The organism is Paraburkholderia sprentiae WSM5005 (assembly GCF_001865575.2).
In the GTDB taxonomy this organism is placed as follows: domain Bacteria; phylum Pseudomonadota; class Gammaproteobacteria; order Burkholderiales; family Burkholderiaceae; genus Paraburkholderia; species Paraburkholderia sprentiae.
This window is the reverse complement of record NZ_CP017562.2, coordinates 55,749-77,824: the sequence shown is the minus strand read 5'-3', so window position 1 is coordinate 77,824 and position 22,076 is coordinate 55,749. Positions and strand designations below refer to the sequence as shown.

Below are 22,076 nucleotides of genomic sequence, written 5' to 3'. Positions count from 1 at the left end.
GTTACTGTTCAGTGCACGCGAAGCCGACGCTCAGGCTGCGCTCGCCGCGGGTGTGGCCGCCTGCTCGACGAACGCGCACACGGCCGCCGTCACCTGCGCGGTCGTGGCCGTGCCGCCGAGGTCGCGCGTATGCAAAGCCTTGTTCGCGGTGACCGCTTCGATCGCCTGCATCACGCGCCGGGCCGCGTCGAATTCGCCGAGGTGTTCGAGCAGCATCACGACCGACCAGAACGTGCCGACCGGATTCGCGAGCCCCTTGCCCATGATGTCGAACGCGGAGCCGTGAATCGGCTCGAACATCGACGGATAGCGGCGCTCCGGGTCGATGTTGCCGGTCGGTGCGATGCCGAGGCTGCCCGCCAGCGCGGCGGCGAGGTCGCTGAGAATATCGGCGTGCAGATTGGTGGCGACGATCGTGTCGAGCGTCGTGGGACGATTGACCATGCGCGCGGTCGCCGCGTCGACGAGCTCCTTGTCCCACGTGACGTCCGGAAACTCCTTCGAAATGTCGAGCGCGATCTCGTCCCACATCACCATCGCGTGACGCTGCGCGTTGCTCTTCGTGATCACGGTCAACAGCTTGCGCGGACGCGATTGCGCGAGCCGGAACGCGAAGCGCATGATGCGCTCGACGCCCGCGCGCGTCATGATCGATACATCGGTCGCCGCTTCGATCGAATGGCCTTGATGCACGCGGCCACCGACGCCCGAATATTCACCCTCCGAATTTTCCCGGACGATGACCCAGTTCAGATCGCCCGGCTTGCAGTACTTCAGCGGCGCGTCGATGCCGGGCAGGATGCGCGTCGGGCGCACGTTCGCGTATTGATCGAAGCCCTGGCAGATCTTCAGACGCAGACCCCACAGCGTGATGTGATCGGGAATGTCCTTGTCGCCCGCCGAGCCGAACAGGATCGCGTCTTTCTCGCGGATCGCGTCGAGCCCGTTCGGCGGCATCATCACACCGTGCTGGCGGTAGTAGTCGCCGCCCCAGTCGAAGTTCTCGAACTCGAACGTGAAGGCGCGCGTGGTCTTCGCGAGCGCGTCGAGCACTTGCGCGCCGGCCGGCACGACCTCCTTGCCGATGCCGTCGCCGGGGATGGTTGCAATGCGGTAGGTTTTCATGTCTGCGTCCTGTGCTTGGTGAATGGCGTGAGCGCACTCTAGCGCTATCCCGAGGATAAAAACCGGTGCTAGACTCAAAGCATCTTTAACTTGCATTCACAAATGCGAAGGCGCGGAACAGACGATGCGCGACACCGTTCAGCCGGCGGATCTGAGCTTTTTCTCGACGCTCGCCGCGAGCGGCAGCCTGAGCGCAGCCGCGCGCGAACTGGGGCTGACCGCGGCCGCCGTCAGCAAGCGCCTCACCCAGATGGAGCAGCGCGCGGGCGTCCCGCTCGTCAACCGCACGACGCGCCGCATGATGCTGACACCGGAAGGCGAGCTATACGTCGAACACGCGCGGCGAATTCTCGACGAGATCGACCAACTGGCCGAACTGCTCGGCTCGGCGAAGAAGACGCCGAAGGGTCTGCTGCGCGTGAACGCGACGCTCGGCTTCGGGCGCAGCCATATCGGGCCGGCGATCTCTCGCTTCGTCGCGCGGTATCCGCAGGTGTCGGTCCAACTGCAGCTTTCGGTCACGCCCCCGCCGCTCACCGACGACAGCTTCGACGTCTGCATCCGCTTCGGCGAGCCGCCCGATACGCGCGTGGTCGCACGCCGGCTCGCGCCGAACCGGCGTCTGCTGTGCGCGGCGCCGTCGTATCTGGCGGCGCACGGCCTGCCGCTCACGGCGCACGATCTGACGCGCCACGATTGCATCGGCATTCGTCAGGGTGACGAAGCGTACGGTGTGTGGCGACTGACTTCGGGACGCGGCGCCGCGCGCAAGACCGAGGCGGTGCGCATCAAGGGCACGCTGACCACCAACGATGGCGAGATCGCCGTCAAATGGGCGCTCGACGGACACGGCATCCTGATGCGCGCGGAGTGGGACATCCGGCAGTATCTCGCGGACGGTTCGCTCGTCCAGTTGCTGCCCGATCACGACACACCGAACGCGGATATCTTCGCGGTGTATTCGCCGCGGCATCAGATGTCGAATCGTATTCGCGCGTTCGTCGAGTTTATTGCGCGGGAGTTGGGGGGTGAGGGGTAGTGAAGCGCGGCGGTTGACTCGAGGTGGAGCTACCGGACACATTGCGACACATTAAGCAGGAGGCAGTTTCTCGCTCGCGAGAAGCTGAATTGCAATCTGGACCGTCGTATCAGCGGATCGCAGCAGGACGACTTTCCGGCGAAGACGCTCCGAAGGGGGCAAACTAGGATGCTTTCCGGCAACGCCTCGCTCAGCGACACCACGCGTCGCAGACGAGGCCACAACCGGTTCGCCCCCCGCAACTGAGGAGTTCCACGATGCCAGTTCATTCGCTCAACCTGAACGATCATGTCGCCTTGGTGACCGGCGGCTCGCGCGGAATCGGACGCGCCATTTCGATCGCGCTTGCCTCAGCCGGCGCAGCAGTCGCCGTCAACTATCGGCAACGCGAGAACGACGCGGCCGACGTCGTCGCGGAAATCGAACGCGCCGGAGGCCGCGCGATCGCGGTATGCGCCGACGTATCGGTCGCAGACGACGTCGAAGCGATGATCGTCGAGGTGAAAAATCGCCTTGGCTTGATCGACGTGCTCGTGAACAACGCGGGCACCGCGACGATCGTCGACATCGACGATCTCGCGGAGGCGGAGTTCGATCGAACGCTCGCCGTCAATCTGAAATCGGCGTTTCTCTGTACGCAGGCAGTGCTGCCCGGCATGCGCGCGAGGCGCTGGGGCCGCATCGTCAACGTCTCGTCGGCCGCCGCCCGCGGCCCCGGCCTGGTCGGCGTTCACTACAACGCATCGAAAGCCGGCCTCGAAGGCTTGACGCGCGGCTATGCGGCACGGCTCGCCCGCGAAGGGATCACCGTCAACGCCGTTGCACCGGGACCGATCGACACCGAAATGGCCGGACCGCTTAAGGCGTCCAACGTCGCAGAAAGGCTGCCCGTCGGGCGCTTGGGCGAAGCGGGCGAGGTCGCGGCGGTCGTGCTGATGGTCGTCGACAACGCATTCGTCACGGGCCAAACGATCCCCGTCAATGGAGGCGCAAGCTTCATATAGCTGATTCGCCGCATCGCGCGCGGGCAAGATCCGATGCGCGAGCGTTGCGCCCGCTCAGTGCACCGACGCCCTTTGTTATCGCCGGATCGTGGGCCGCTTCGGCGGGGAGAATGGTCGCGTGAGCAACGCAGTCACGCGCCAGCTGACGACGTACGTTGGCGGGTCGCAGCCTGACGTCGACCGGCAGCAGGCGACCCCAAACCGCCCTTCAGCTCGCCCGAAAGCAGCCATTCCAGGTAGAGACTCCAGTAGCATCCCTGAAGCATGAGGAACGATCTGCATTGATTGTTTAGGTGCGCATGAGCGCTTCGACTATTAAAATTTCCAACGTTCTGTTGGCTGCGTCGCGCGCGGCGTTGTGGTAGTTACGCAACCTACCCGTAATGCTCGGGATCGATGGCGTGCCCGCGATGCAGCGCCGATGGTCCACACCAGCGTAAGCTGCATAACGACATGCAATTGCCGGAGACACGCCATGGAAAACAGAAACAGCAATTCGTCGGCCATCACGGAGAACGCCGTGCCGAGCCGTAGGTTCGTAGCATGGCTGGTTTATGTGTTCGAACAGGTCATGCCTAACCCGTTCGTGCTTTCAATCGGCTTGACGCTGGTGGTCTACCTTCTGGCCACATTCTTCGCGCCGTGTGCATCGCTGCCGACGATGCCCACTGCCTTGCACGGCGGCACGTTCAACATCCCCGGCCTCGCGTTGCAGATGATTCTGATCCTCGCGACCGGCTACGCCATCGCCGATGTGCTGGCCGTGCAGCGCCGGCAACGCGCCCTCGCCGCGCACATCCAGACACCGGCGGCGCCCGTGTTGAGCTGACGGAGATCCCATGTCCATCGAAGAACCCCGCGCGCCGGGCGAGCTCAATCCAGAGTTCTACCGTAGGCAGGCCGACGTCTGTCGCACGGCGGGCGACGAACTCGCCGCGCTCGCAAATCTGATCGCCGCTCGAATGCTCGACGCTTTCGCCGCCCAACCGTCCGTCGCACAAACGCGCAATCTGTGTGACGTCGCCACCGCCTATTTTATGAAAGGCGACTACGAGGCCGCTGCGCATTGGTATCGTCTCGTGCTCGATATCGATCCCGATACCGCCGTCGCTTGGTTGAACCTGGCGGCGATCCACGCCGAACAGGACGACGAACACGAGGCCGCGGCATGCCGCGAACGCGCGTACAAGTCTCAGCGCGTGTTCATCGAACAGACGGGCGGCGAGACGCGCCGCGTGTTGATTCTTTGTAGCGGCAGCGGCACCGGCAACGTGCCGTTCGCAGCGTTGCTGCCCGGTACGGTCAATTGCCGCATTAAATACGCAATCGATCACGCCCTCGATGAAGAAGACGCTAGTCTTCCGCCATTCGACATCGTGTTCAACGCGGTCGGCGATCCGGACATCGCGGAGCCGATTGCCAAGCGCCTCGCTCGGTTCGAGTCGCGCTCATCGCGGCCCGTGCTCAACCGCTCGGCCGTAGTGGCGCGCACGCGGCGGCATTGGCTGCCCGAATTGCTGCGTGGCCTGACCGACGTGGTAAGCGCGCATTGCGTGCTCGGCATCGCACCGACTGGCGCCGAAGAACCGCTCGCGCGCCGCGTCGCCGATAATGGGCTGACGTTTCCACTGTTGTTGCGGCCGGTCGCCTCGCATGGCGGCGATGGCCTCGTGCGCTGCGACGACCCCGATACACTTAACGCTCATTTACGCGTAATGAACGGCGCGCATTACCTGAGCGCGTTCCACAATACACGCGACGCGGATGGGTTTTATCGCAAGTACCGGATGATCTTTATCGACGGCGAGCCGTTCGCGTATCACCTCGCGATCTCGCCACACTGGATGGTCCACTACTTCTCGGCGGATATGGAGGCGCATGCGTGGAAGCTCGATGAAGAGCGCCGGTTCCTCGCCGATCCGCGTGGCGCGATCGGCGACCGCGCTTTACGTGCCATCGCGAACATCGGCGAACGGCTCGCGCTCGATTACGCCGGCATCGACTTCACGATCTTGCCGGACGGCCGCGTGTTCGTCTTCGAAGCCAATGCAACGATGCTGGTGCATTACGAACGCGACGACGGTCCGCTGAAACACAAGAACGGCCACGTACAACGCATCGTGGACGCTTTCGAGCAGATGATGATTCGCCGATCCCTCTCTCATGCAGGCGTGCGTGATTTACGTCGTCACACAGCGTCGACATGATCGGGCACCGCACCACCTCGGTCGCGTTGGATTCACAGATTGTCAACGATCGCCACACCGATGGCGAATGGCCGATACTGGCCCGACTGCTGCCGTATGCGATCGGCCCTACTCGACCCTGTAGTCGCACGTTAGAAAAGCGGGCATCCAACGCGGCGATTCAAATTCCCTTTAAAGAGGACACGGCCGAACATGCCACAATTTCCAAGTGGGCCGGCTAACGCCGTCTACCGCCTCTCCCCAGTGCCGGGCCGCTTGCCCGGATACCCTGAAAGGCGACACCACTTCGCTGCGCGTGTGATGCGCGAGCAATCCAGCGGAAGTCGCGGATGAACAGGTGACCGAATGTCCGTGACAGGCGTTCGAGGATCAGGTCATGCTGTGAGAGTAGCGAGCCATGAGCTTTCATAAAGTCTTACGGCTCCACGCCCAGATCAGACGATGCCAGCGAAGCGTTGCTCCAGATAGGCGATGATCGCGTTGGAGTCGTACAACCAACGCGACTGGCCTTCCTCCTGAATATGCAGGCAGGGCACCTTGATCTTGCCGCCCCCGGCCAGCAAATGCTCCCGCTGCACAGGATCGTCTTTGGCGTCGTGTAGAGTCATCGGCACATTCAGACGATGCAGGGCACGTCGGGTCTTTACGCAGAAAGGGCACGCATGGAATTGATACAGCGACAGCCGCGCCGCTTCTTTTTCCACTGCGGCCTGACCTTGCGCCGAACGGCGTTGCGGGCGTGGGCGACTGACGGCGTCGCCGAGCACGATTAACTGGCCGAGACCGGCACGCAGGGCTTTCATCAACATAGAGACTACCTCGAGCGGCGATTGGAAGCTGGCAAGTCTACTCCGTCCAATAGCCGACCGCTCCTAGCCAGACGCAGCCTTACGACTTGCGAGACGGTTGTGGGGCGCTGGCGCGCAGCACCATTGGCCACCAGCGACCCCACAACAGCCTTCAGTCTTCCGCAAAGCAGTCATTCAGGTCAGTCAGCGGATGAGCAAAGGCACCGCAGATATTCGCGGCCGCGACCTTGTCCCGGAAGAAGAACCCTTGCCGACGGCAGGTGATTCCCCGACCAGGGGCAACCTCATGCAGCCTCGCCGGCAGTCAACTCACGTTGCATCATTCGGAACATTGTCTTGGGATAGCGCTTCCATCAAATCATCTGCAGACATTGGACATCCAAGCAGGAAACCTTGCAGGGAATCGCAACCAAGTCGGGTCAGGAAGTCTCGCTGCGCCGCCGTCTCCACACCCTCCGCAACAATGTTCAAATTGAGTGTCTGGCCCAGCGCTACGATTGCGGAAACAATCGCTGCGTCTTCGGTGTCGCTTGTGAGATCACGGACAAACCCCCGGTCGATTTTCAGTTCGCTGGCCGGTAGCCGCTTGAGGTAAAGGAGGCTCGAATAGCCTGTGCCAAAATCGTCGATTGAAATACGCACGCCCATGTCGTGAAGTTGCTGCAGGATTCGCAGGCTTGCATCGGCATCGCGCATCGCCGTCGATTCGGTGACCTCGAGCGTCAGACAGTGTGGCTCCAGTGAATAACGCTCCAAGGCTTCCCGCACCGTTTGAATCAGGCTCGCATGGCTAAATTGCAGGGCCGACAGGTTGACTGCCATGGTCCAGTCCCAGTGGCCTGCTGTGCGCCATTCACTGATCTGCCGGCAGGCCTCGTCCAGCACCCATTCACCGATCGGCACGATCAACCCGGTTTTCTCCGCCAGAGGGATGAACCGGTCCGGTGCAATGAGCCCGCGAGTGGGATGCGACCAGCGAACTAGAGCTTCTACGCCGATCACCGGTCCGTTGGGTGCGGTGAACTTGGGCTGGTATTGCAGAATTAGTTCGTGTCGCACAAGGGCTGAGCGGAGATCCTGCACGAGCTGTAGCTGCTCGTGAACATGGGCATTCATCGACGCTTCGAAGAAACAGTAGACGTTGCGTCCCAGCGACTTCGCGTGATACATCGCTGCGTCGGCATTGGTCAGCAGATCGCCCTGATGGTCGCCATCGCCGGGGTACATCGCAATACCGATACTGGTCGAGATGCGCAACTCGCGGCCGGCCACCTGAAACGGCTCTTGAATGGCCGTCAAAACTTTGTCAGCGAGAGTCGCCGCATCCGCCGGTTCGGCCACCCCCGCCAGTAGCACGAATTCGTCTCCACCCATGCGGGCGATCGTGTCCTCTGACCGGACGTTCGCCCCGATGCGCTGAGCGACTTCGACGAGCAACAGGTCGCCAATGTGATGTCCGTAGGCGTCGTTGACCGTCTTAAACCCGTCCAGGTCCATGAACATCAGGGCGAAGCGGTTATTCTCACGATTCGCGCTCTGGATCGCACGATCGACTCGGTCTTCCAGCAACAAGCGGTTAGGGAGTTTGGTGAGGTTGTCATGCAGCGCCAGGTAGGTCAGTTCCTGATTGGCCTCGGCGAGTGAAATCGCCAACATAGACGTGCGTGACTCCAGCCGCAAATCAAGTACTGAAACGATCAGCGCGATGGCGAGCACCGCCAGCGTGACGACGATGATCACAAGCGCCAACCATCCGGCGTTCACCCCATCACGGGCCGCGCCACACACGCTTCCAAGCGGGAACTGCGCTGCCGCCATCCCTGTGTAATGCATCCCGACAATGGCAAAACCCATTACCACAGCTGCTGCCGCACGCAATGGCCGAACCAGCGGTGAAACGCGGCGCAGGTTGAATGCAATCCACAGTGCCGCGCCCGAAGCGACGATCGCGATGACGACGGACAGAATGAACAGGGACGGGATATACCGGATCCCCGGTGCCATGCGCATTGCGGCCATGCCCGTATAGTGCATGGCGACGATCCCGGCGCCCATCAGCAACGCGCCGCAGAACAAACGCGACGACGGCAACTCGTTCCGGCCCACGAGCCACAGCGCGAACGCTGAGGATGCGATTGCGATCAGAAGCGAGAGCGCGGTGATCGCCGGATCATAGCCGAGCGGAATCGGCAAGCTAAATGCCAGCATGCCGATAAAGTGCATCGACCAGATGCCGGTGCCCATCGCGACTGCACCGCCGGCCAGCCACCAGTGGGCTGCACGTCCCGGTGCGCTAGAAATGCGACCTGCCATGTCCAGCGCGGTATACGCGGCCAGAATCGCGACAAGCAGCGAGAACAGGACAAGCAGGCTGTTGTAGCTGCTAGCGAACATTGGACATCCCCCGTAGACGTTGATCCGATTTGCCTGGGTTCCTTCCGATTCGCCTTGGCACGACACCGTCAATGAAAGAACTGTCAGTTCGTCACGTTAACGACCTGGTTCGCATGCAACTTTAGGGAAAAGTCGCCAAAGCCATCGGACCGGTTGGCCGCCGCGTTGCGCCACCCGCGGCCGGACGCGGGTTCTGCGTCGATGTCAAATGAGCGCACCTGGCCGGCCCCGGCCGCACGGCGAACTTCCGTAGGCGAGCCGCATTCGGCTATGTCTCCGAATACTTGCCTCCCAAAGTGCTCGCGTAGGTCAACGATCAGTATGTGAAGGTCGCGAAAGTGAGCGGCCAGCTCGTGTGCCACGACCACACGCAGGAATACTAGCTGTTCTTTGTCGTGCGCCCGCTTCTTGCGATCGAATTCGAAGGCGGCGGCGTGGTCGATTTTCGTCCCGGCGCCACGCACTTTGTGCCGCGCGGCACGCCGCACAACCCGGTAGCCGACGACGAATGTTGGATCGTGTCGATCGAGCCGGTGCAGACGAAGCATACGGGCGGCGTCGAATCGTCGCTCACGAAGACGATCGAGGAGCAGTTGCATCGGTCGCCGTAAGAATTGGTCATCGGTTAATGCGTGGACTCAGATATGTGCGCCCTGCCTCAACACCGCCATCTGCTCACCTACGAGTTCGAGAAACGCGCCGACCACCGGATTGCCCCGAGGCGTCTGCGGATAAAGCGTGAAGCCGCGAAACCAAATCTCCGGCGCGAACGGCCGGAACACGATGCGCGTCGGATCGACATCCACGGTCGCGAGCGGATTGACGATGCCCACGCCCGCGCCGCGCGTCACGAGTGCGCAGATGGTCGCGCCATACGGCGTCTCGATTGCAGGCACCTGATCCGCACCCGCCGGACGGAGCGCGCGATCGAGCGCTGCACGCGTATCGTCCGCATAGGATGGCAGGATGAGCCGTTCGCCACGCAAGTCGGCCGCGCGAATTCGCGTGCGCGCCGCGAGCGCATGACGCGCCGGCAGCGCGCATAGCCCCGCCAGCTCATAGAGTTCCACGCTCGTCACGCCGAACGCATCCGGCGTGGTGGTCGCGAAGCCGACGTCGCAGTGTCCCGACGACACCCAGCGCTGGATCGTGCTCTCGCTGCGCATTTCGAGCGATACCGCGACGCGCGGATGGGCGTCCACGAAGCGCGCGATCACGGCAGGCAAAAACGACAACGCGAGCACCGGCGCTGCCACGATGCGCAGCCGCCCACTGCCGAGTTCAAGAATCTCTCGCGCCGAATGCTGCAGTTTCTCCAGGCCGACGAAGCTGCGATCCACCTCGCGATAGAACGCACTGCCCGCATCGGTGGCGTGAATGCGTCCGCCATTGCGCACGAACAGGGTCAACCCCGTCGCGGCTTCCAGTTCCGCGATCAACCGGCTGATGCTCGGTTGCGATGTGCCGAGTTCTTCGGCGGCAGCCGTCATCGAACCGCGCAGCATGACCAGCGGGAACGCCTCGACCTGCCTGAGATTCATCGTTTTCTCCGGGCGTGGGCCGCGCAAACAACGGCCAAAGTCGTCAGCTTGCCATATCAGAAATGAATGGAAGCCGTTTTTGGCGCTATTTGACCGGATGATTTGCGACGGCGACACTGGACTCGAATCAAGCGAACAGGGTTGAGTCCATGCGTCCCGATGCGTTGCTGTTTCACGAAACCTTCCGCTGCACCCCGTACTGGTGGGATGCCGCACCGCCCGAGGTCGCGCCGGAACCTTTGCCGGCGAACGTGGACCTGGCGATCGTCGGCAGCGGATATTGCGGGCTGTCGGCGGCGGCGGAGGCTGCGAAGTATGGCGCGCGCGTCGCGGTGCTGGATGCCGCCGAGATCGGCGCGGGCGGAAGCACGCGCAGCGGGGGCATGGTGTCGAGCGGCCAGAAGCTTGCGCTGACCAACGCCATTCGCGGCGTCTCCGCCGAGCGTCTCACGCGTCTGATGCAGGAGTCGATGGCGAGCTTCGACTATCTCAAGGGAATCATCGCCGACGAATCGCTCGACGCAGACCTGCGCATCACCGGCCGCTTCTTCGGCGCCTATACGCCTGCGCATTTCAACGTGCTGCGTCGCCAAGGCCAGTTGTTGCGCGACAAGACCGGCGTCACGGTGCATGTGATCGAGCGCGATGCGCAGCGCGGCATCATCGGCTCCGACTATTACTACGGCGGCATCGTCGTCGACGAATACGGCGGACTACATACCGCGAAATATCATCGTGCGCTGCGCGACCTCGCGCGCCGGCGCGGCGCGACGCTGCATTCGCACGCAGCAGTGCAGCGGATCGAACGAACGGGAAATACGCGGTTTCGCGTGCACACCGCGCGCGGCGTGTTCGATGCGCGGCAGGTGCTGGTGGCCACCAACGGCTATACGGGTCCGCTGCTGCCGTTCTTTTCGCGCCGCGTGTTGCCGGTCGCGAGTTATCAGATCGCCACCGAGCCGCTGCCCGAAGGCCTCATGAACGTGCTCAATCCGGGCCGCCGCATGATCAGCGATTCGAAGCGCAATCTCTTCTACACGCGCCCGTCGCCGGACGGCACGCGAATGATCTTCGGATCGCGGCCCGCCATCCGCGAGATCGACGAACGCGAGTCCGCGCGGCGGCTGTACGCGAAGCTGGTGCAATTGTGGCCCGCCCTGCGGGACGTGCGCGTCACGCATGCGTGGAAAGGCTTCGTTGCGATGACCGGAGACAGGCTCGCGCACATCGGTCAGCACGACGGCGTGCACTATGCGCTCGGCTGCAACGGCAACGGCGTTGCGCTGATGAGCTATCTCGGGCATCGCATCGGCAAACATATGGTGGGTGTCAAGCAGGATGTCGGTGCGTTCGGCGAAGGCGCGTTCCCCCTCTCAGGTGCGGGAATGGCCAGCACGCTTGCGGTACCCGTCGGCAGCGCACTGTACCGGATCGGCGATATGTGGCACGGCCGTGTGCGAGCAGCGCTCTCTTGAAGCGAAGACAAGCGGATTGAACCAGAAAGCCGAAGCATCGAAAGGAGCCGCAATGATCGAGCTGAATAACGTTTCGAAGTGGTATGGCGGCAATCGCGTACTGAACGACTGCACGGCGAGCATTGCGCGAGGTGAAGTCGTCGTGATCTGCGGGCCGTCCGGGTCCGGCAAGTCCACCCTCATCAAATCCGTCAACGGGCTCGAAGCGGTGCAGAGCGGGCAGATCGTGGTGGACGGCATCGACGTGACGGCGAAGCGCGCGGATCTTTCGCGGCTACGGGCGCGCGTCGGCATGGTGTTTCAGCATTTCGAACTCTTTCCTCATCTCTCGGTGCAGCGCAACGTGATGCTCGCGCAGATGAACGTGCTCGGCCGCGCGCGCGACAGAGCCGCTGAGCGCGCACGCTCGCTATTGCGCCGCGTGGGCTTGAGCGGTCATGAGGACAAGTATCCGGCGCAATTGTCGGGCGGGCAGCAGCAGCGCGTGGCGATTGCGCGGGCGCTTTCGATGGACCCCGTCGCCATGCTGTTCGATGAGCCGACTTCCGCGCTCGATCCCGAGATGGTCAACGAAGTGCTCGACGTGATGACCACGCTCGCGCAGGACGGGATGACCATGCTGTGCGTCACGCACGAGATGGGTTTCGCGAAGCGCGTGGCCTACCGCGTGTTGTTCATGGACCGCGGCGTCATCGTGGAAGACGATACGCGCGAAGCCTTTTTCGAGCGTCCGCGCTCCGAACGCGCGCAAGACTTTCTTTCGCGCATCCTGCATTGAATCAACCGCTAGCCAATCCAAGGGAGCCTCACCATGCGATTACTTCGTCTCGCACGCCATCTCGCCGTGGCCGCATCGTTCCTGGTCGGCGCGACGACCGCCGCCCACGCCGCCGATGACGTCGGCACATTGACGCCGGGCAAGATCGTCGCCGGCGTCGATGCGAACAACAAGCCGTACTCGTATATTGACAACGGCAAGATGACGGGCTTCGACGTGGAACTGGTGCGCGCCATCGCCGCGAAACTCGGGCTCACGGCCGACTTCCGCGCGCAGGACTTCGCGGGTCTGCTGCCGAGCGTGGCGAATCAACAAGTCGATCTTGCCGCGGGCTCGATCTCGATCACCAAGGAACGCCTCAAGATGGTCGATTTCTCGGAAGGCTATCTCACGGGTCTTTTGAGCGTCGGCACGCTGCCGGACAGCACGATCGGCGCGAGCGTGGCATCGGTGAAGGACAAGCGCATCGGGGTCGTGCAGGGGACCATCGAGGACACGTATTCGCAGAGCTACCTGCCGGGCGCGCAGATCGTCCGCTTTCCGAATATCAACGCGGGCTTTCTCGCGCTGCGCAACAAGTACATCGACGGCTACTTCATCGACAAGACCTTGCTCGAAGGGCTGCAAGGTAAGTATCCGGACCTGAAGCTTGCCGACAAGCTCGACATCTCAGCTTCGAATCTTCCCGCCGGTTTCCCGATCCGCAAGGGCAACGCGAAGCTCGAAGCGGCGGTCAACAAGGCCATCGGCGAACTGGTGGCGGACGGGACGTGGCTCAAGCTCTATCAGCAGTTCAATCCCGGCTATCCGAAGCCTGATCCGATGCCGCCGTATGCGATGAAGTAACCGCCCGCCATTGTTGCTTCGTCACGCCTCGTCAAGCGCAAGGAGAGAGTCCTCATGAATGCATTCCTGCAGAACTTCCTGGATTGGCCGCTGCTCGTCGAATCGCTGCCGACGCTGATCGGCACGGGCCTCGTGAACACGCTGATCCTGTCGGTGATCTCGACTGCGCTCGGCATCGTGGCAGGAATGGCGCTGGCGCTCTGCGCCGTATCGCACACGCGCTGGCTGACCTGGCCCGTGCGCGTTTTCGTGGATGTCTTTCGCGGCCTGCCCGCCGCGCTGGTCATTCTCGTGGTCGGGCAGGGACTGGCGCCGGTCGGACTCTCGTTGTTCGGACCGAATCCGTATCCACTGGCGATCGTCGCGCTGGCGCTGGTGTCGTCGGCGTATATCGCGGAGATATTCCGGTCGGGGATTCAGAGCGTCGGACGCGGACAGATGTCCGCGTGCCAGGCGCTCGGCATGACGTACTGGAGCGGCATGCGCCATGTCATTGTGCCGCAGGGCGTGCGGCGCATTCTGCCCGCGCTTGCCAATCAGTTCATCTCCATCGTCAAGGATTCGAGCCTCGTGTACTTCCTCGGACTGCTCACTTCGCAGCGCGATCTGTTCACCATCGGGCAGAACGCGGCGGTCAATACGGCCAACCTGTCGCCGCTCGTCGCGGCAGGCGCCGTGTATCTGCTCATCACCGTGCCGCTCACGCACGCGATCAATCATCTGGACCGCTGGACCAATCGCTTCATCAATCCCGCCGCGCGCCAGCAGAAGATATCGCGCGCCGGGCGCAACGTGCACGCTGAAGAAGCGCTGCAACCGCAGACGGCGGCCGTGGCCGAGCGTCGTCCGTAACTCTCACTTCGTTGAAAGAAACCATGGGTCCTAAAGTCGACACCGTCGCCGACGATATCAAGCTGCCCGAACGCGCCGATGTGGTCGTGATCGGCGGCGGCATCATCGGCGTATCAACGGCGCTTGCGCTGCACGAAAAAGGGCTGTCCGTCGCGCTGTGCGAGAAGGGGCACATCGCGGGCGAGCAGTCGAGCCGCAACTGGGGCTGGGTGCGCGTGACACGGCGCGATCCCCGCGAATTTCTGCTGAGCATCGAAAGCCTCAAGATCTGGCGCACGCTCGACAGAACGCTCGGCGTCGACACCGGCTTCAACCAGTGCGGCATCCTATACGTATCGAACAATGACGCCGTGCTCGAACGTCACCGTGACTGGCTGAAGCGCGCTCGTCAAATAGCAGGCGACGATGCCTTCGACACGCGCGAAGTGAACACGCATGAAGTCTCACGCCTGCTGCCCGGCGCGACGCAGACGTTCAAGGGCGGCATCTTCACGCCGGGCGATGCGCGCGCGGAACCGCAAAAGGCCGCGCCCGCCATCGCCAACGCGCTGCGACGCAAGGGCGTCAGCATTCTCACGCCGTGCGCGGTGCGCGGCATCGAGACGAGCGGCGGGCGCGCGAGCGCGGTCGTCACCGAACATGGGACGATTCGCTGCGATGCGGTCGTCGTGGCGGGCGGCGCATGGACGCGCTATTTCTGCGGCAATCTCGGCGTGGAGCTGCCGCAACTGCTCACGCGTGCGTCCGTGCTGCGCACCGAACCGCTCGAAGGCGGTCCCACGTGCAGCGCCAATAACGAGGAATTTGCGTTTCGCAAACGTGCGGACGGCGGCTACACGGTCGCATACGGCTTGCGCACGCACGCTGATCTCACGCCCGATTCCTTCCGCCTCTTCTTCAAATACATCGAAGCATTGAAGAGCCAGATGGGCGCGCTGCAGATTCAGATCGGCAAGCGTTTCTTCGACGAACTCAAGCGGCCGCGCCGCTGGGCGCTCAGCGAATCGACGGTCTTCGAGCATGTTCGCACGCTCGATCCGGACCCCGTGGTGTCTTACGTCGACAAGGGTCTCAAGGCCTTTACCGAAGCGTTTCCGCAGCTGGCGGGCGCGCGCATCGCGCAGCGGTGGGCCGGATATATCGACGTGACGCCGGACGCGATTCCCGTCATCTCCGGAGTTGGGCGTGTGCCGGGCATGTTCATCGGCACCGGTTTCTCGGGACACGGCTTCGGCATCGGGCCGGGCGCGGGCAGGCTGATGGCGGACCTCGTCAGCGGTGACGCACCGCTCGTCGATCCGCACGCGTTCCGTCTCGAGCGCTTCAGCGACGGCTCGAAGATCACCATCGACGCAGGCTTCTGATACGCATGGACCGACAGCACATGGGATTGCACATGGACAAAGTGGCGATGGTGTCGGGCGCGAGCCGCGGCATCGGACGCGAGATTGCGATGGAACTGGCGCGGCGCGGCTTTCGGCTGTCGCTCGGTCTGCGCGATATGCACACTTACGATGGCGTGCCGAATGCGTTCCTGCATCCCTACGAGGCGCGCGATCCCGACGCCGCCCGGGCCTGGGTGGATGCGACGACTGCGCGCTTAGGGCGCATCGACGTGCTGGTGAGCAACGCGGGCATCTGCCGGATGATCGACTTCGATACAGGAAACGATGCGCTCTTGACCGAGACCTTCGAGATCAATGTAAATGCACCTTTCCGACTGGTGCAGGCGGCGCTGCCGCATTTGCGCCGGGCGGGAACCGGACGTTTCGTGCAGCTTGCGTCGCTTTCCGGCAAACGGGTGAAGAACCTGAACGTCGGCTATCAGATGTCGAAGCACGCGATGGTGGCGCTCACCCATGCGGTGCGCCGCGCGGGTTGGGACGATGGCGTTCGGGCGACCGCGGTATGCCCCGGCTTCGTGAATACCGACATGGCCGCCGGCATCGCCGATATCGAACCGATGGCGATGACGCAGCCGCAAGACCTGGCACTTCTGGTGGTGAATACCATCGAGTTGCCGAATACGACGAGCGTGGCGGAACTGCTGGTTAATTGCCGCTATGAGGAGACGCTTTAGCGGGCGCTTGCGCTTTCTTGAGCTAAAGCAAGGTCAGTCGTCGGGTGATGAAGCCGGCATCGCCTGCCGCTCGACACGGACCGCGGTGCAGTCCTCGTCAGTTCAGCCGTGCCTTCGTAGCCGAGACCGGTCAGTCGCCAGCTAAACCGGTGGAACGGCTTCGCCTCAAAGCAGCCCGATTCATGATCGAGCAGGGCCGCCACACAATTAACCTGGTGGCGCTGGAAACGGGTTTTGCGGACCGGGAACGTAGGCGGCGCGCGTTCCTTGGAACGTTTGGCGTGCCCGCAGATGCCCTGCGCAGGCGCGCCCGCCGGGGGTATCCGCGACCGGCAACTGAAGCCGCTCTGTGCATCATGCTTGCTCCACGCGCGGCGCGCCCTAAGACGGCTGATGCCTGAGCGAAGCAGACGGTCGAATGTCAGCTTTGCAGCTACGGCGACCGTCTGGGATTGGCCGAACCCGGAAATTCGGGTTCCTGCCGAGACTAACGGAGTGCGCCAGCGCCGCGAATTCGGGATTCCGCCGAATGCAAGCAGGCCTGCGGAGTGGCCGCTCGCCCCCGCTCCAATCAGAGGTTCGACACGTAGCCATTATTCGACTAGGCTTATCAGAAGCCCCATGCTGCACAAACGCGTTAAAAACCCGCCAAGAAAGATTCGATTCAAACATCTGTTTGCAGGGTATCTCACGATAAGCGACCGACCATGGACGACATCTCTCCGCAGGCCTTCGTCGATGCCGCGATCGCCTATCAGAAGACTGCCGCAGTGAAAGCCGCCGTCGCTATCGAGAAGGTCCGCGTTGGCCAGGCTTGCTCCCGTGCCGGTCCATGGTGACTAGCATAGCAAGTGGAGCACGGGACCGCAGGTGCGACCTATTCGCGGGTCTAACGTCAGCAAAGCTGAGTGAATCGGCCGTCCGAATGACGGTTTTGTGGGTCGGACGAACGGCAACTCTGTTGGCCGACTGCTGACTCATAAGCCTGCGTGTCGTCCAGTTGAAGCGTACTTCAGCCGGACGTCAGAGCCCGGCGGGGAACGCGTCAGATTAAGGGTATTTCCAACGTAAATTGACACCCTCGTTGCAAAGTCTCAGGAACAAATCTGACAGTTTCGCCGTTGACGTACGTAAACGTCCGAATCTTGACGGTACCCCGATTACGAAACGGCCGCCTTTGCCGATCGGCGCGGCTATGACGGCATCGGGCTATGACGGCATCGCCGTAGTGCGGGGGATGGTGGAGCGCGGCCGGCAGATCCTCGGCCAGCTCGAGAAGCGCCTAGAACGCGCCAAGGAGGCCGTGCGCGAGCGGTTCGGCACTGCCGACAACCGCTCGCGCTGCGTCTTCGCCATGAACCTCAACTACGACCCCGACGTCGTGCCCGAGATCGTCGAGGCCGACGCGATCTTGCGCGGCGGCCATCAGACGCTGGCTCCGTTCCGGTGCTATGCCCGCTTATGGCTCGAGCGCGACTACGACGCGGCGGCCGGCAAGGGCGAGGTCATCGTCCAGGGGGACTCAGCCGTAGCGGCGGATCGTTTCCTGCACGCCCGACAGACCATTGCGCAGGTCATCGGCATTCATGACCGGCACGAGTTCGATCTTGGCGTTCAAACCAAAGAAGAGCCGCTCGGCGGTATCGGCAATCTGCGATGATTCCGCCATGTTCACGATGAAGAAGCCGCCCCGGTCGCCATTCTCGGCGTGGAAATAAGCGGCTTCGGGCTTCAGATCCTCGGTTAGCTGTTGGAAGACTTTTTCTAATTTGCCGGCGCGGATGGCGGAGTTGCCGGCATCAGCGGAAAACGAGAACTTCACCATAACACGCATGACTTACCTCCCTGACGGTTGCAGGGTCGCCCGGCGACGGGCACCCTCGGTGGATCATTCTGAGCCTAAGCTCACCCGCCGGCAACCTGGATCGGCGGCAACCCCAGGCGGAGGATTTCGATCGCGGGGCAGCGGTTCATCACCTAAACGGACTTTTCGTACGCTAAGCGCGCTACGCTGGGCGTGTCGAACGTCTCTGCGCGACCCCTTGCCGTCATTCGGGTCACAACGGTCGCAATGACTAGTGTCAAACGTTCAACGGTCAGTCGCCTGCGAACGCCTCGCTGCGGTCCGTTGACCTATGGCTGTGCAATTACCTCAAGGCACACGCACTGCACTTTCGGCTTCCGCCAGAAACGGTACAAGCGGCGGGTTAGGCGTCTGCCGTCGCCGCATACCCGCATCACCGCGCGAATGGCCTCGTGCGGCGCCAGATCCGAAATGCGTCGGCGACGAAACAAAGCCCGGGCTCATGGGCGATTGCGAACGCCTGCTGCTCGGTCATCCAGTATTGCTGACGCGCCGCGTCGTACTGGAGATGACCCTGCGTCACCTGCGCCCCCAACCACTTGCGCACGGCTCCCGCATCGGTGCCCGTCTCCTTCGCAAGTCGCTGCGCCGATAGCGGATTGTCAGCCAGCGCTTCATACAGTCGAAGCGTGTCCGCTTCGGCTAGCGCGGCATTGACTCCGAATGCATCCCGACGATGCGCGAGTGCCAGGATGTGCTCGTTTAGCTTGCCTTGATGGTTTGCCACGTTGACCTCCCTGCGATTTTCAGGTGGTAGAGCGTCCCGCTCCGGTAGTAACCTGCATTCAAGCGATGATTCGATGAATGCGTTCGACGACATGAGCGTGCCCCTGAAGCGTTGTATTGACGGTTGGAGCCAGCGTGAGAAACGCCGATGCGCCTGACGCCCCGGGCCGACCCTTGAGCATTCGCCTGCTCGGCGAGCTCGAAGTGCGGCGCGACGGCGCGAGCGTACCGTTGCCCGCTTCACGCCGTACCCGCGCTCTGTTGGGCTATCTCGTGATGTCCGACGGCGCAATACACAGATCGGCCCTCTGCGATCTGCTATGGGACGGTCCCGACGATCCGCGAGCCGCGCTTCGCTGGAGTCTGTCCAAGCTGCGCCCGCTGGTCGACGACGCATCGCAGGAGCGCATCGTCGCCAACCGGACACACGTTGCGTTCCATGCCGCTGGCGCGTTCGTCGATAGCCAGAGGATTGGGGCGCTGCTCGAATCGGGAACCGAACGATTGCCCGTTGCTGCGCTCGCCGAAGCCGCGCAGTTGCTCGGGGGCGACTTCCTCGGCGGGCTCGAACTTCCGGGCTGCTACCGTTTCCACAACTGGTGTGTCGGCCAGCGCGAACGGTTCGGACGGATTCGCGGGGCGGTCCTGCGCTCGCTCATCGCGCGGCTGTCGTGCAATGTGCCGCTTGCGTTGCAGTATGGCCGTGAGCTGGTCGAGACCAATCCGCTCGATGGGTCGGCTCACGCGACGTTGATCGGCTTGCTCGAAGCGGACGGCCGTCCCTCGGATGCGGACGGCCATCACCGCTATGCACACGAGCTTCTCCATCGCGAGCTCGGCGCGCGCGCGTCTGCAATGCTCGATGATGCTGTCCGGCGCATGCGCCACACCACCTTGTTGCGCAACACCAACGAGTATTGCCATCGCGCACTTCGTGACGAGAACCGCCCATCGACAGACGACGCTGGAGCAGCAGAACGAAGCGAGCGAGCGCCGACGCGTGATCAACAATCGATGTCCCCGTTGCCTCCGTTGCCTCTTGTCGGGCGCGACGCAGAACGTGCGAAGCTCGATGTGCTATTGGCACCTTCGACGGCGCACGGACTCACTCTGCTGACGGGGGAGTCGGGTATCGGCAAGACGCGGCTGCTGGAGTACTTCAGCCAGTGCGCGTCCAACGCGTCGTATCGCGTGCTGCGCGGTCGCTGCTATGAAGCCGAGGTTATCCGGCCATACGGCATCTGGATAGACGCCTTGCGCGAAGTCGCAATGGATGCTTTAGAACCGCTCGACCAACATCTCGCGCCTTTTATCCGTCCCGCTACCGTCGGCACGCCTCAAATCCAGCGCGATGAGGGAAGCCGCGAACGGTTCTTCAATGCGGTCGTCACATTGCTTGGCCGGCTGTGTGTCGACCATCGATTGGCGTTCGTGCTCGATGATCTACAGTGGCTCGACAAATCGTCGGGCGCGCTGCTGCACTTCGTGCTGCGACGATTGGACCCCGAACTGCCTGTCGTTTTCGCCGCTGGCGCGCGTCCTGCTGAAATGGAGGACAACCGGTTTGCGAGGGTACTGTTGCAATCGCTCGCGCGAGACGGCAGGCTGACCCGCGTCCCATTGCAACCGCTTTCTGCCAACGAGGTGGGCGCGCTTATCCGGGCCGCCGGGAGCGACATCCGCGTTGAGCAGGCCTTGAGGGACAGCGGCGGCAATCCGCTTTACGTGCTCGAGCTGACGCGCGCAAAGCAAATGGATCGCGAAGCGTCGACCTGTACCGTCGATACGTTGATGGCCGATCGGCTCGCGCCGCTCGACGCGCCCACGCGTGATCTGCTTTCGTTCGCGGCTTCGATAGGTCATGCGTTTGCTCCCGAGCAGCTTGCGCAACTACTCGACCGTGCGCTTCCTGACATCCTGTCGTCCATTGTCGAACTCCAGCGTCGCGGGATCCTGGCCGAGGCGACGTCCACGGAATTCGACTTTGCACACGATCTGGTACGGCAGACCGTCTATCGAACGCTTTCGCAGCCGCACAGGCGTGCGATTCATCATCAGATTGCGCGGCAACTGCTGGCCGCAAGCGTGCACGACCCGCAGCTGCATGGAGAAGTCGTTCACCACGCGATGTTGGCGGGCGACTCGCGCATGACGGCGCGAGCATGCGTTGAGGCCAGCCACCACTGTCTTCGCGTTTTTGCGGCCACGGAGGCGCGCGCTGTCGCGGAACGCGGCCTGGCTCACGCCCGTTCATTACCGCAGGGGAGCGAACGGGTCCAGCTCGAAATCCAGTTACTCACTGCGCGGCTCGTTGCCGTCGCGAGTTCGGGCGACGGGTATGCGGTGTCGATGGAGCATGAGTTCGAACGGGCGATCCATGAGGCGGAAGCCCTGTCGCTTCATGCCGACGTTGTGCAGGGACTCCATAGCCTGTCATGGCTGACGCAGCAGGCAAACGACATCGAACGTACGCGCCAGGTGACGATCCGAGCAGAAACGGCCGCGCGCAAAGCCGACGCGGCGACGCGCTGCAAGCAGCTCGCCAACACGGGCCGGTGTTTACTCGAACTGGAGCGAGATCTGCCTCGTGCGCGCGGCGTTCTGCAGGAAGCGGGCGTGCTCGCCGGACGTCTTGACCTGCGCGTCGTCGAACTGATGTGGGGCCAGGCGCTGCTCGCCCGGGCCGACGGCGAACTGGACATCGGATGCGCGAAGCTCGACGAAGCCGTGGCGCAGGCGCGTGCGATGGGCGATCACTGGCGCGAGTACCAGTGTTTGGTCTGGCTCGCGACGATGAAGTTCGAGCGCGGCGCGTATTTGGACGTTACGCGGCTGGCGGCGGACATCGTCGCGGCTGCACAGAAAATGGGCGACTCCGGCGCACCTTTTGCGGAGGTTATCAGTCAGATATCAGCCCTGCGCCTGGCCGAGGGCGACCATCGCATGTTCGTGTTCGAAGGTCTTGACGCCCTTCGGCAAGCTGATGACAAGCGGCATCTTTGCTATGCACTGAACGAGGTGGCGCGTGCCTGTCTCGACTGTCGATGCAGCGCCGATGCGAGCGATCTTGGGCGACAAGCGCTGCAAGCTGCCGACGCGCTTGGTTCACTCACCGAGAAAATCGTTGCGACGGCTTTGCTCATCGAGGCAGCTTTCGCCGCCGACGAGACGGAACGCTCCAACCGTTTTCTTTCTTCATTGCGCGAATTGCTAGGCGACAAGCCGCTTGCTCCCCGAAGTCGGGCTGCACTACAACGGCTTTACGATCGCTATCCCGGCACTACAACCATCGTTCAAACGCAGACGCATTAATCTTTGGCGAGTGCAAACTGTGTC

18 protein-coding genes and 2 pseudogenes are annotated in these 22,076 nt (G+C 62.8%); 15 read left to right on the top strand and 5 right to left on the bottom strand.

All coding sequences use genetic code 11. From position 1 onward, the window contains the following. Window positions 1-30: 30 nt before the first annotated feature. Entirely contained in the window at window positions 31-1,125 is a 1,095-nt protein-coding gene (locus tag BJG93_RS17085; RefSeq protein ID WP_027195504.1) for a tartrate dehydrogenase, read from the bottom strand. Between the two features lie 124 nt (window positions 1,126-1,249). On the opposite strand from BJG93_RS17085, the gene BJG93_RS17080 reads away from it, so the two are divergent. From BJG93_RS17080 to BJG93_RS17065, 4 genes are all read left to right on the top strand, one after another. Then, window positions 1,250-2,164: a LysR substrate-binding domain-containing protein gene (locus BJG93_RS17080; protein ID WP_027195503.1), complete on the top strand. Its 915-nt coding sequence runs from the start codon at window positions 1,250-1,252 to the stop codon at window positions 2,162-2,164. Window positions 2,165-2,421: 257 nt separating this feature from the next. Continuing rightward, complete coding sequence (locus BJG93_RS17075; protein WP_027195502.1) at window positions 2,422-3,168, top strand: SDR family NAD(P)-dependent oxidoreductase; 747 nt, start codon at window positions 2,422-2,424, stop codon at window positions 3,166-3,168. Window positions 3,169-3,643: 475 nt separating this feature from the next. Next, the gene (locus BJG93_RS17070; RefSeq protein ID WP_034478108.1) at window positions 3,644-3,997 is read left to right on the top strand and encodes a TIGR00366 family protein; all 354 of its coding nucleotides are present in this window, start codon (window positions 3,644-3,646) and stop codon (window positions 3,995-3,997) included. A gap of 10 nt (window positions 3,998-4,007) precedes the next feature. Beyond that, on the top strand, window positions 4,008-5,375 hold the full coding sequence (locus BJG93_RS17065) for an ATP-grasp domain-containing protein (protein ID WP_051374261.1): 1,368 nt from the start codon (window positions 4,008-4,010) through the stop codon (window positions 5,373-5,375). A 434-nt stretch (window positions 5,376-5,809) separates the two neighbouring features. Here the strand turns inward: BJG93_RS17065 and BJG93_RS17060 are convergent, their stop codons facing one another. Continuing rightward, window positions 5,810-6,184: a glutaredoxin family protein gene (locus BJG93_RS17060; protein WP_027195501.1), complete on the bottom strand. Its 375-nt coding sequence runs from the start codon at window positions 6,182-6,184 to the stop codon at window positions 5,810-5,812. 309 nt (window positions 6,185-6,493) lie between these two features. After that, window positions 6,494-8,578: a putative bifunctional diguanylate cyclase/phosphodiesterase gene (locus BJG93_RS17055; RefSeq protein ID WP_027195500.1), complete on the bottom strand. Its 2,085-nt coding sequence runs from the start codon at window positions 8,576-8,578 to the stop codon at window positions 6,494-6,496. Window positions 8,579-8,796: 218 nt separating this feature from the next. Here BJG93_RS17055 and BJG93_RS17050 point away from each other — a divergent pair. Beyond that, window positions 8,797-9,189: pseudogene (locus BJG93_RS17050) on the top strand (cupin domain-containing protein). 27 nt (window positions 9,190-9,216) lie between these two features. Here BJG93_RS17050 and BJG93_RS17045 read toward each other — a convergent pair. Then, the gene (locus tag BJG93_RS17045) at window positions 9,217-10,119 is read right to left on the bottom strand and encodes a LysR substrate-binding domain-containing protein (RefSeq protein WP_027195499.1); all 903 of its coding nucleotides are present in this window, start codon (window positions 10,117-10,119) and stop codon (window positions 9,217-9,219) included. 149 nt (window positions 10,120-10,268) lie between these two features. On the opposite strand from BJG93_RS17045, the gene BJG93_RS17040 reads away from it, so the two are divergent. From BJG93_RS17040 to BJG93_RS17005, 9 genes and pseudogenes are all read left to right on the top strand, one after another. Beyond that, window positions 10,269-11,594, top strand: coding sequence for an NAD(P)/FAD-dependent oxidoreductase (locus tag BJG93_RS17040; protein WP_027195498.1), 1,326 nt, complete (start codon window positions 10,269-10,271; stop codon window positions 11,592-11,594). Between the two features lie 52 nt (window positions 11,595-11,646). Next, on the top strand, window positions 11,647-12,372 hold the full coding sequence (locus BJG93_RS17035) for an amino acid ABC transporter ATP-binding protein (RefSeq protein WP_027195497.1): 726 nt from the start codon (window positions 11,647-11,649) through the stop codon (window positions 12,370-12,372). Window positions 12,373-12,405: 33 nt separating this feature from the next. Continuing rightward, complete coding sequence (locus BJG93_RS17030; RefSeq protein ID WP_027195496.1) at window positions 12,406-13,218, top strand: substrate-binding periplasmic protein; 813 nt, start codon at window positions 12,406-12,408, stop codon at window positions 13,216-13,218. A 54-nt stretch (window positions 13,219-13,272) separates the two neighbouring features. After that, window positions 13,273-14,070, top strand: a complete 798-nt coding sequence (locus BJG93_RS17025) for an amino acid ABC transporter permease (RefSeq protein ID WP_027195495.1) — start codon at window positions 13,273-13,275, stop codon at window positions 14,068-14,070. Window positions 14,071-14,093: 23 nt separating this feature from the next. Next, entirely contained in the window at window positions 14,094-15,434 is a 1,341-nt protein-coding gene (locus tag BJG93_RS17020) for an NAD(P)/FAD-dependent oxidoreductase (RefSeq protein WP_027195494.1), read from the top strand. A gap of 32 nt (window positions 15,435-15,466) precedes the next feature. After that, complete coding sequence (locus BJG93_RS17015) at window positions 15,467-16,150, top strand: SDR family NAD(P)-dependent oxidoreductase (protein WP_027195493.1); 684 nt, start codon at window positions 15,467-15,469, stop codon at window positions 16,148-16,150. An 89-nt stretch (window positions 16,151-16,239) separates the two neighbouring features. Beyond that, window positions 16,240-16,551, top strand: a pseudogene (locus BJG93_RS17010) (helix-turn-helix domain-containing protein); the annotation flags it as partial. Window positions 16,552-16,857: 306 nt separating this feature from the next. Next, window positions 16,858-16,989 (top strand): hypothetical protein, encoded by a 132-nt coding sequence (locus BJG93_RS36075; RefSeq protein WP_269217467.1) that lies wholly within the window; start codon window positions 16,858-16,860, stop codon window positions 16,987-16,989. Window positions 16,990-17,345: 356 nt separating this feature from the next. Continuing rightward, a complete protein-coding gene (locus tag BJG93_RS17005; RefSeq protein WP_071336620.1) occupies window positions 17,346-17,810 on the top strand; it encodes a hypothetical protein in 465 nt (154 codons plus the stop codon). A gap of 577 nt (window positions 17,811-18,387) precedes the next feature. Here BJG93_RS17005 and BJG93_RS17000 read toward each other — a convergent pair. Next, window positions 18,388-18,741, bottom strand: coding sequence for a hypothetical protein (locus BJG93_RS17000; RefSeq protein WP_027195491.1), 354 nt, complete (start codon window positions 18,739-18,741; stop codon window positions 18,388-18,390). Between the two features lie 260 nt (window positions 18,742-19,001). On the opposite strand from BJG93_RS17000, the gene BJG93_RS16995 reads away from it, so the two are divergent. Beyond that, complete coding sequence (locus tag BJG93_RS16995) at window positions 19,002-22,052, top strand: ATP-binding protein (protein WP_231337549.1); 3,051 nt, start codon at window positions 19,002-19,004, stop codon at window positions 22,050-22,052. The last annotated feature ends 24 nt before the right edge of the window (window positions 22,053-22,076 follow it).

Bases quoted from the DNA above. Each gene is read 5' to 3' on its own strand.
- BJG93_RS17085 (WP_027195504.1), bottom strand. From the start codon at position 1,125: ATGAAAACCTACCGCATTGCAACCATCCCCGGCGACGGCATCGGCAAG.
- BJG93_RS17080 (WP_027195503.1), top strand. From the start codon at position 1,250: ATGCGCGACACCGTTCAGCCGGCGGATCTGAGCTTTTTCTCGACGCTC.
- BJG93_RS17075 (WP_027195502.1), top strand. From the start codon at position 2,422: ATGCCAGTTCATTCGCTCAACCTGAACGATCATGTCGCCTTGGTGACC.
- BJG93_RS17070 (WP_034478108.1), top strand. From the start codon at position 3,644: ATGGAAAACAGAAACAGCAATTCGTCGGCCATCACGGAGAACGCCGTG.
- BJG93_RS17065 (WP_051374261.1), top strand. From the start codon at position 4,008: ATGTCCATCGAAGAACCCCGCGCGCCGGGCGAGCTCAATCCAGAGTTC.
- BJG93_RS17060 (WP_027195501.1), bottom strand. From the start codon at position 6,184: ATGTTGATGAAAGCCCTGCGTGCCGGTCTCGGCCAGTTAATCGTGCTC.
- BJG93_RS17055 (WP_027195500.1), bottom strand. From the start codon at position 8,578: ATGTTCGCTAGCAGCTACAACAGCCTGCTTGTCCTGTTCTCGCTGCTT.
- BJG93_RS17045 (WP_027195499.1), bottom strand. From the start codon at position 10,119: ATGAATCTCAGGCAGGTCGAGGCGTTCCCGCTGGTCATGCTGCGCGGT.
- BJG93_RS17040 (WP_027195498.1), top strand. From the start codon at position 10,269: ATGCGTCCCGATGCGTTGCTGTTTCACGAAACCTTCCGCTGCACCCCG.
- BJG93_RS17035 (WP_027195497.1), top strand. From the start codon at position 11,647: ATGATCGAGCTGAATAACGTTTCGAAGTGGTATGGCGGCAATCGCGTA.
- BJG93_RS17030 (WP_027195496.1), top strand. From the start codon at position 12,406: ATGCGATTACTTCGTCTCGCACGCCATCTCGCCGTGGCCGCATCGTTC.
- BJG93_RS17025 (WP_027195495.1), top strand. From the start codon at position 13,273: ATGAATGCATTCCTGCAGAACTTCCTGGATTGGCCGCTGCTCGTCGAA.
- BJG93_RS17020 (WP_027195494.1), top strand. From the start codon at position 14,094: ATGGGTCCTAAAGTCGACACCGTCGCCGACGATATCAAGCTGCCCGAA.
- BJG93_RS17015 (WP_027195493.1), top strand. From the start codon at position 15,467: ATGGACAAAGTGGCGATGGTGTCGGGCGCGAGCCGCGGCATCGGACGC.
- BJG93_RS36075 (WP_269217467.1), top strand. From the start codon at position 16,858: ATGGACGACATCTCTCCGCAGGCCTTCGTCGATGCCGCGATCGCCTAT.
- BJG93_RS17005 (WP_071336620.1), top strand. From the start codon at position 17,346: ATGACGGCATCGGGCTATGACGGCATCGCCGTAGTGCGGGGGATGGTG.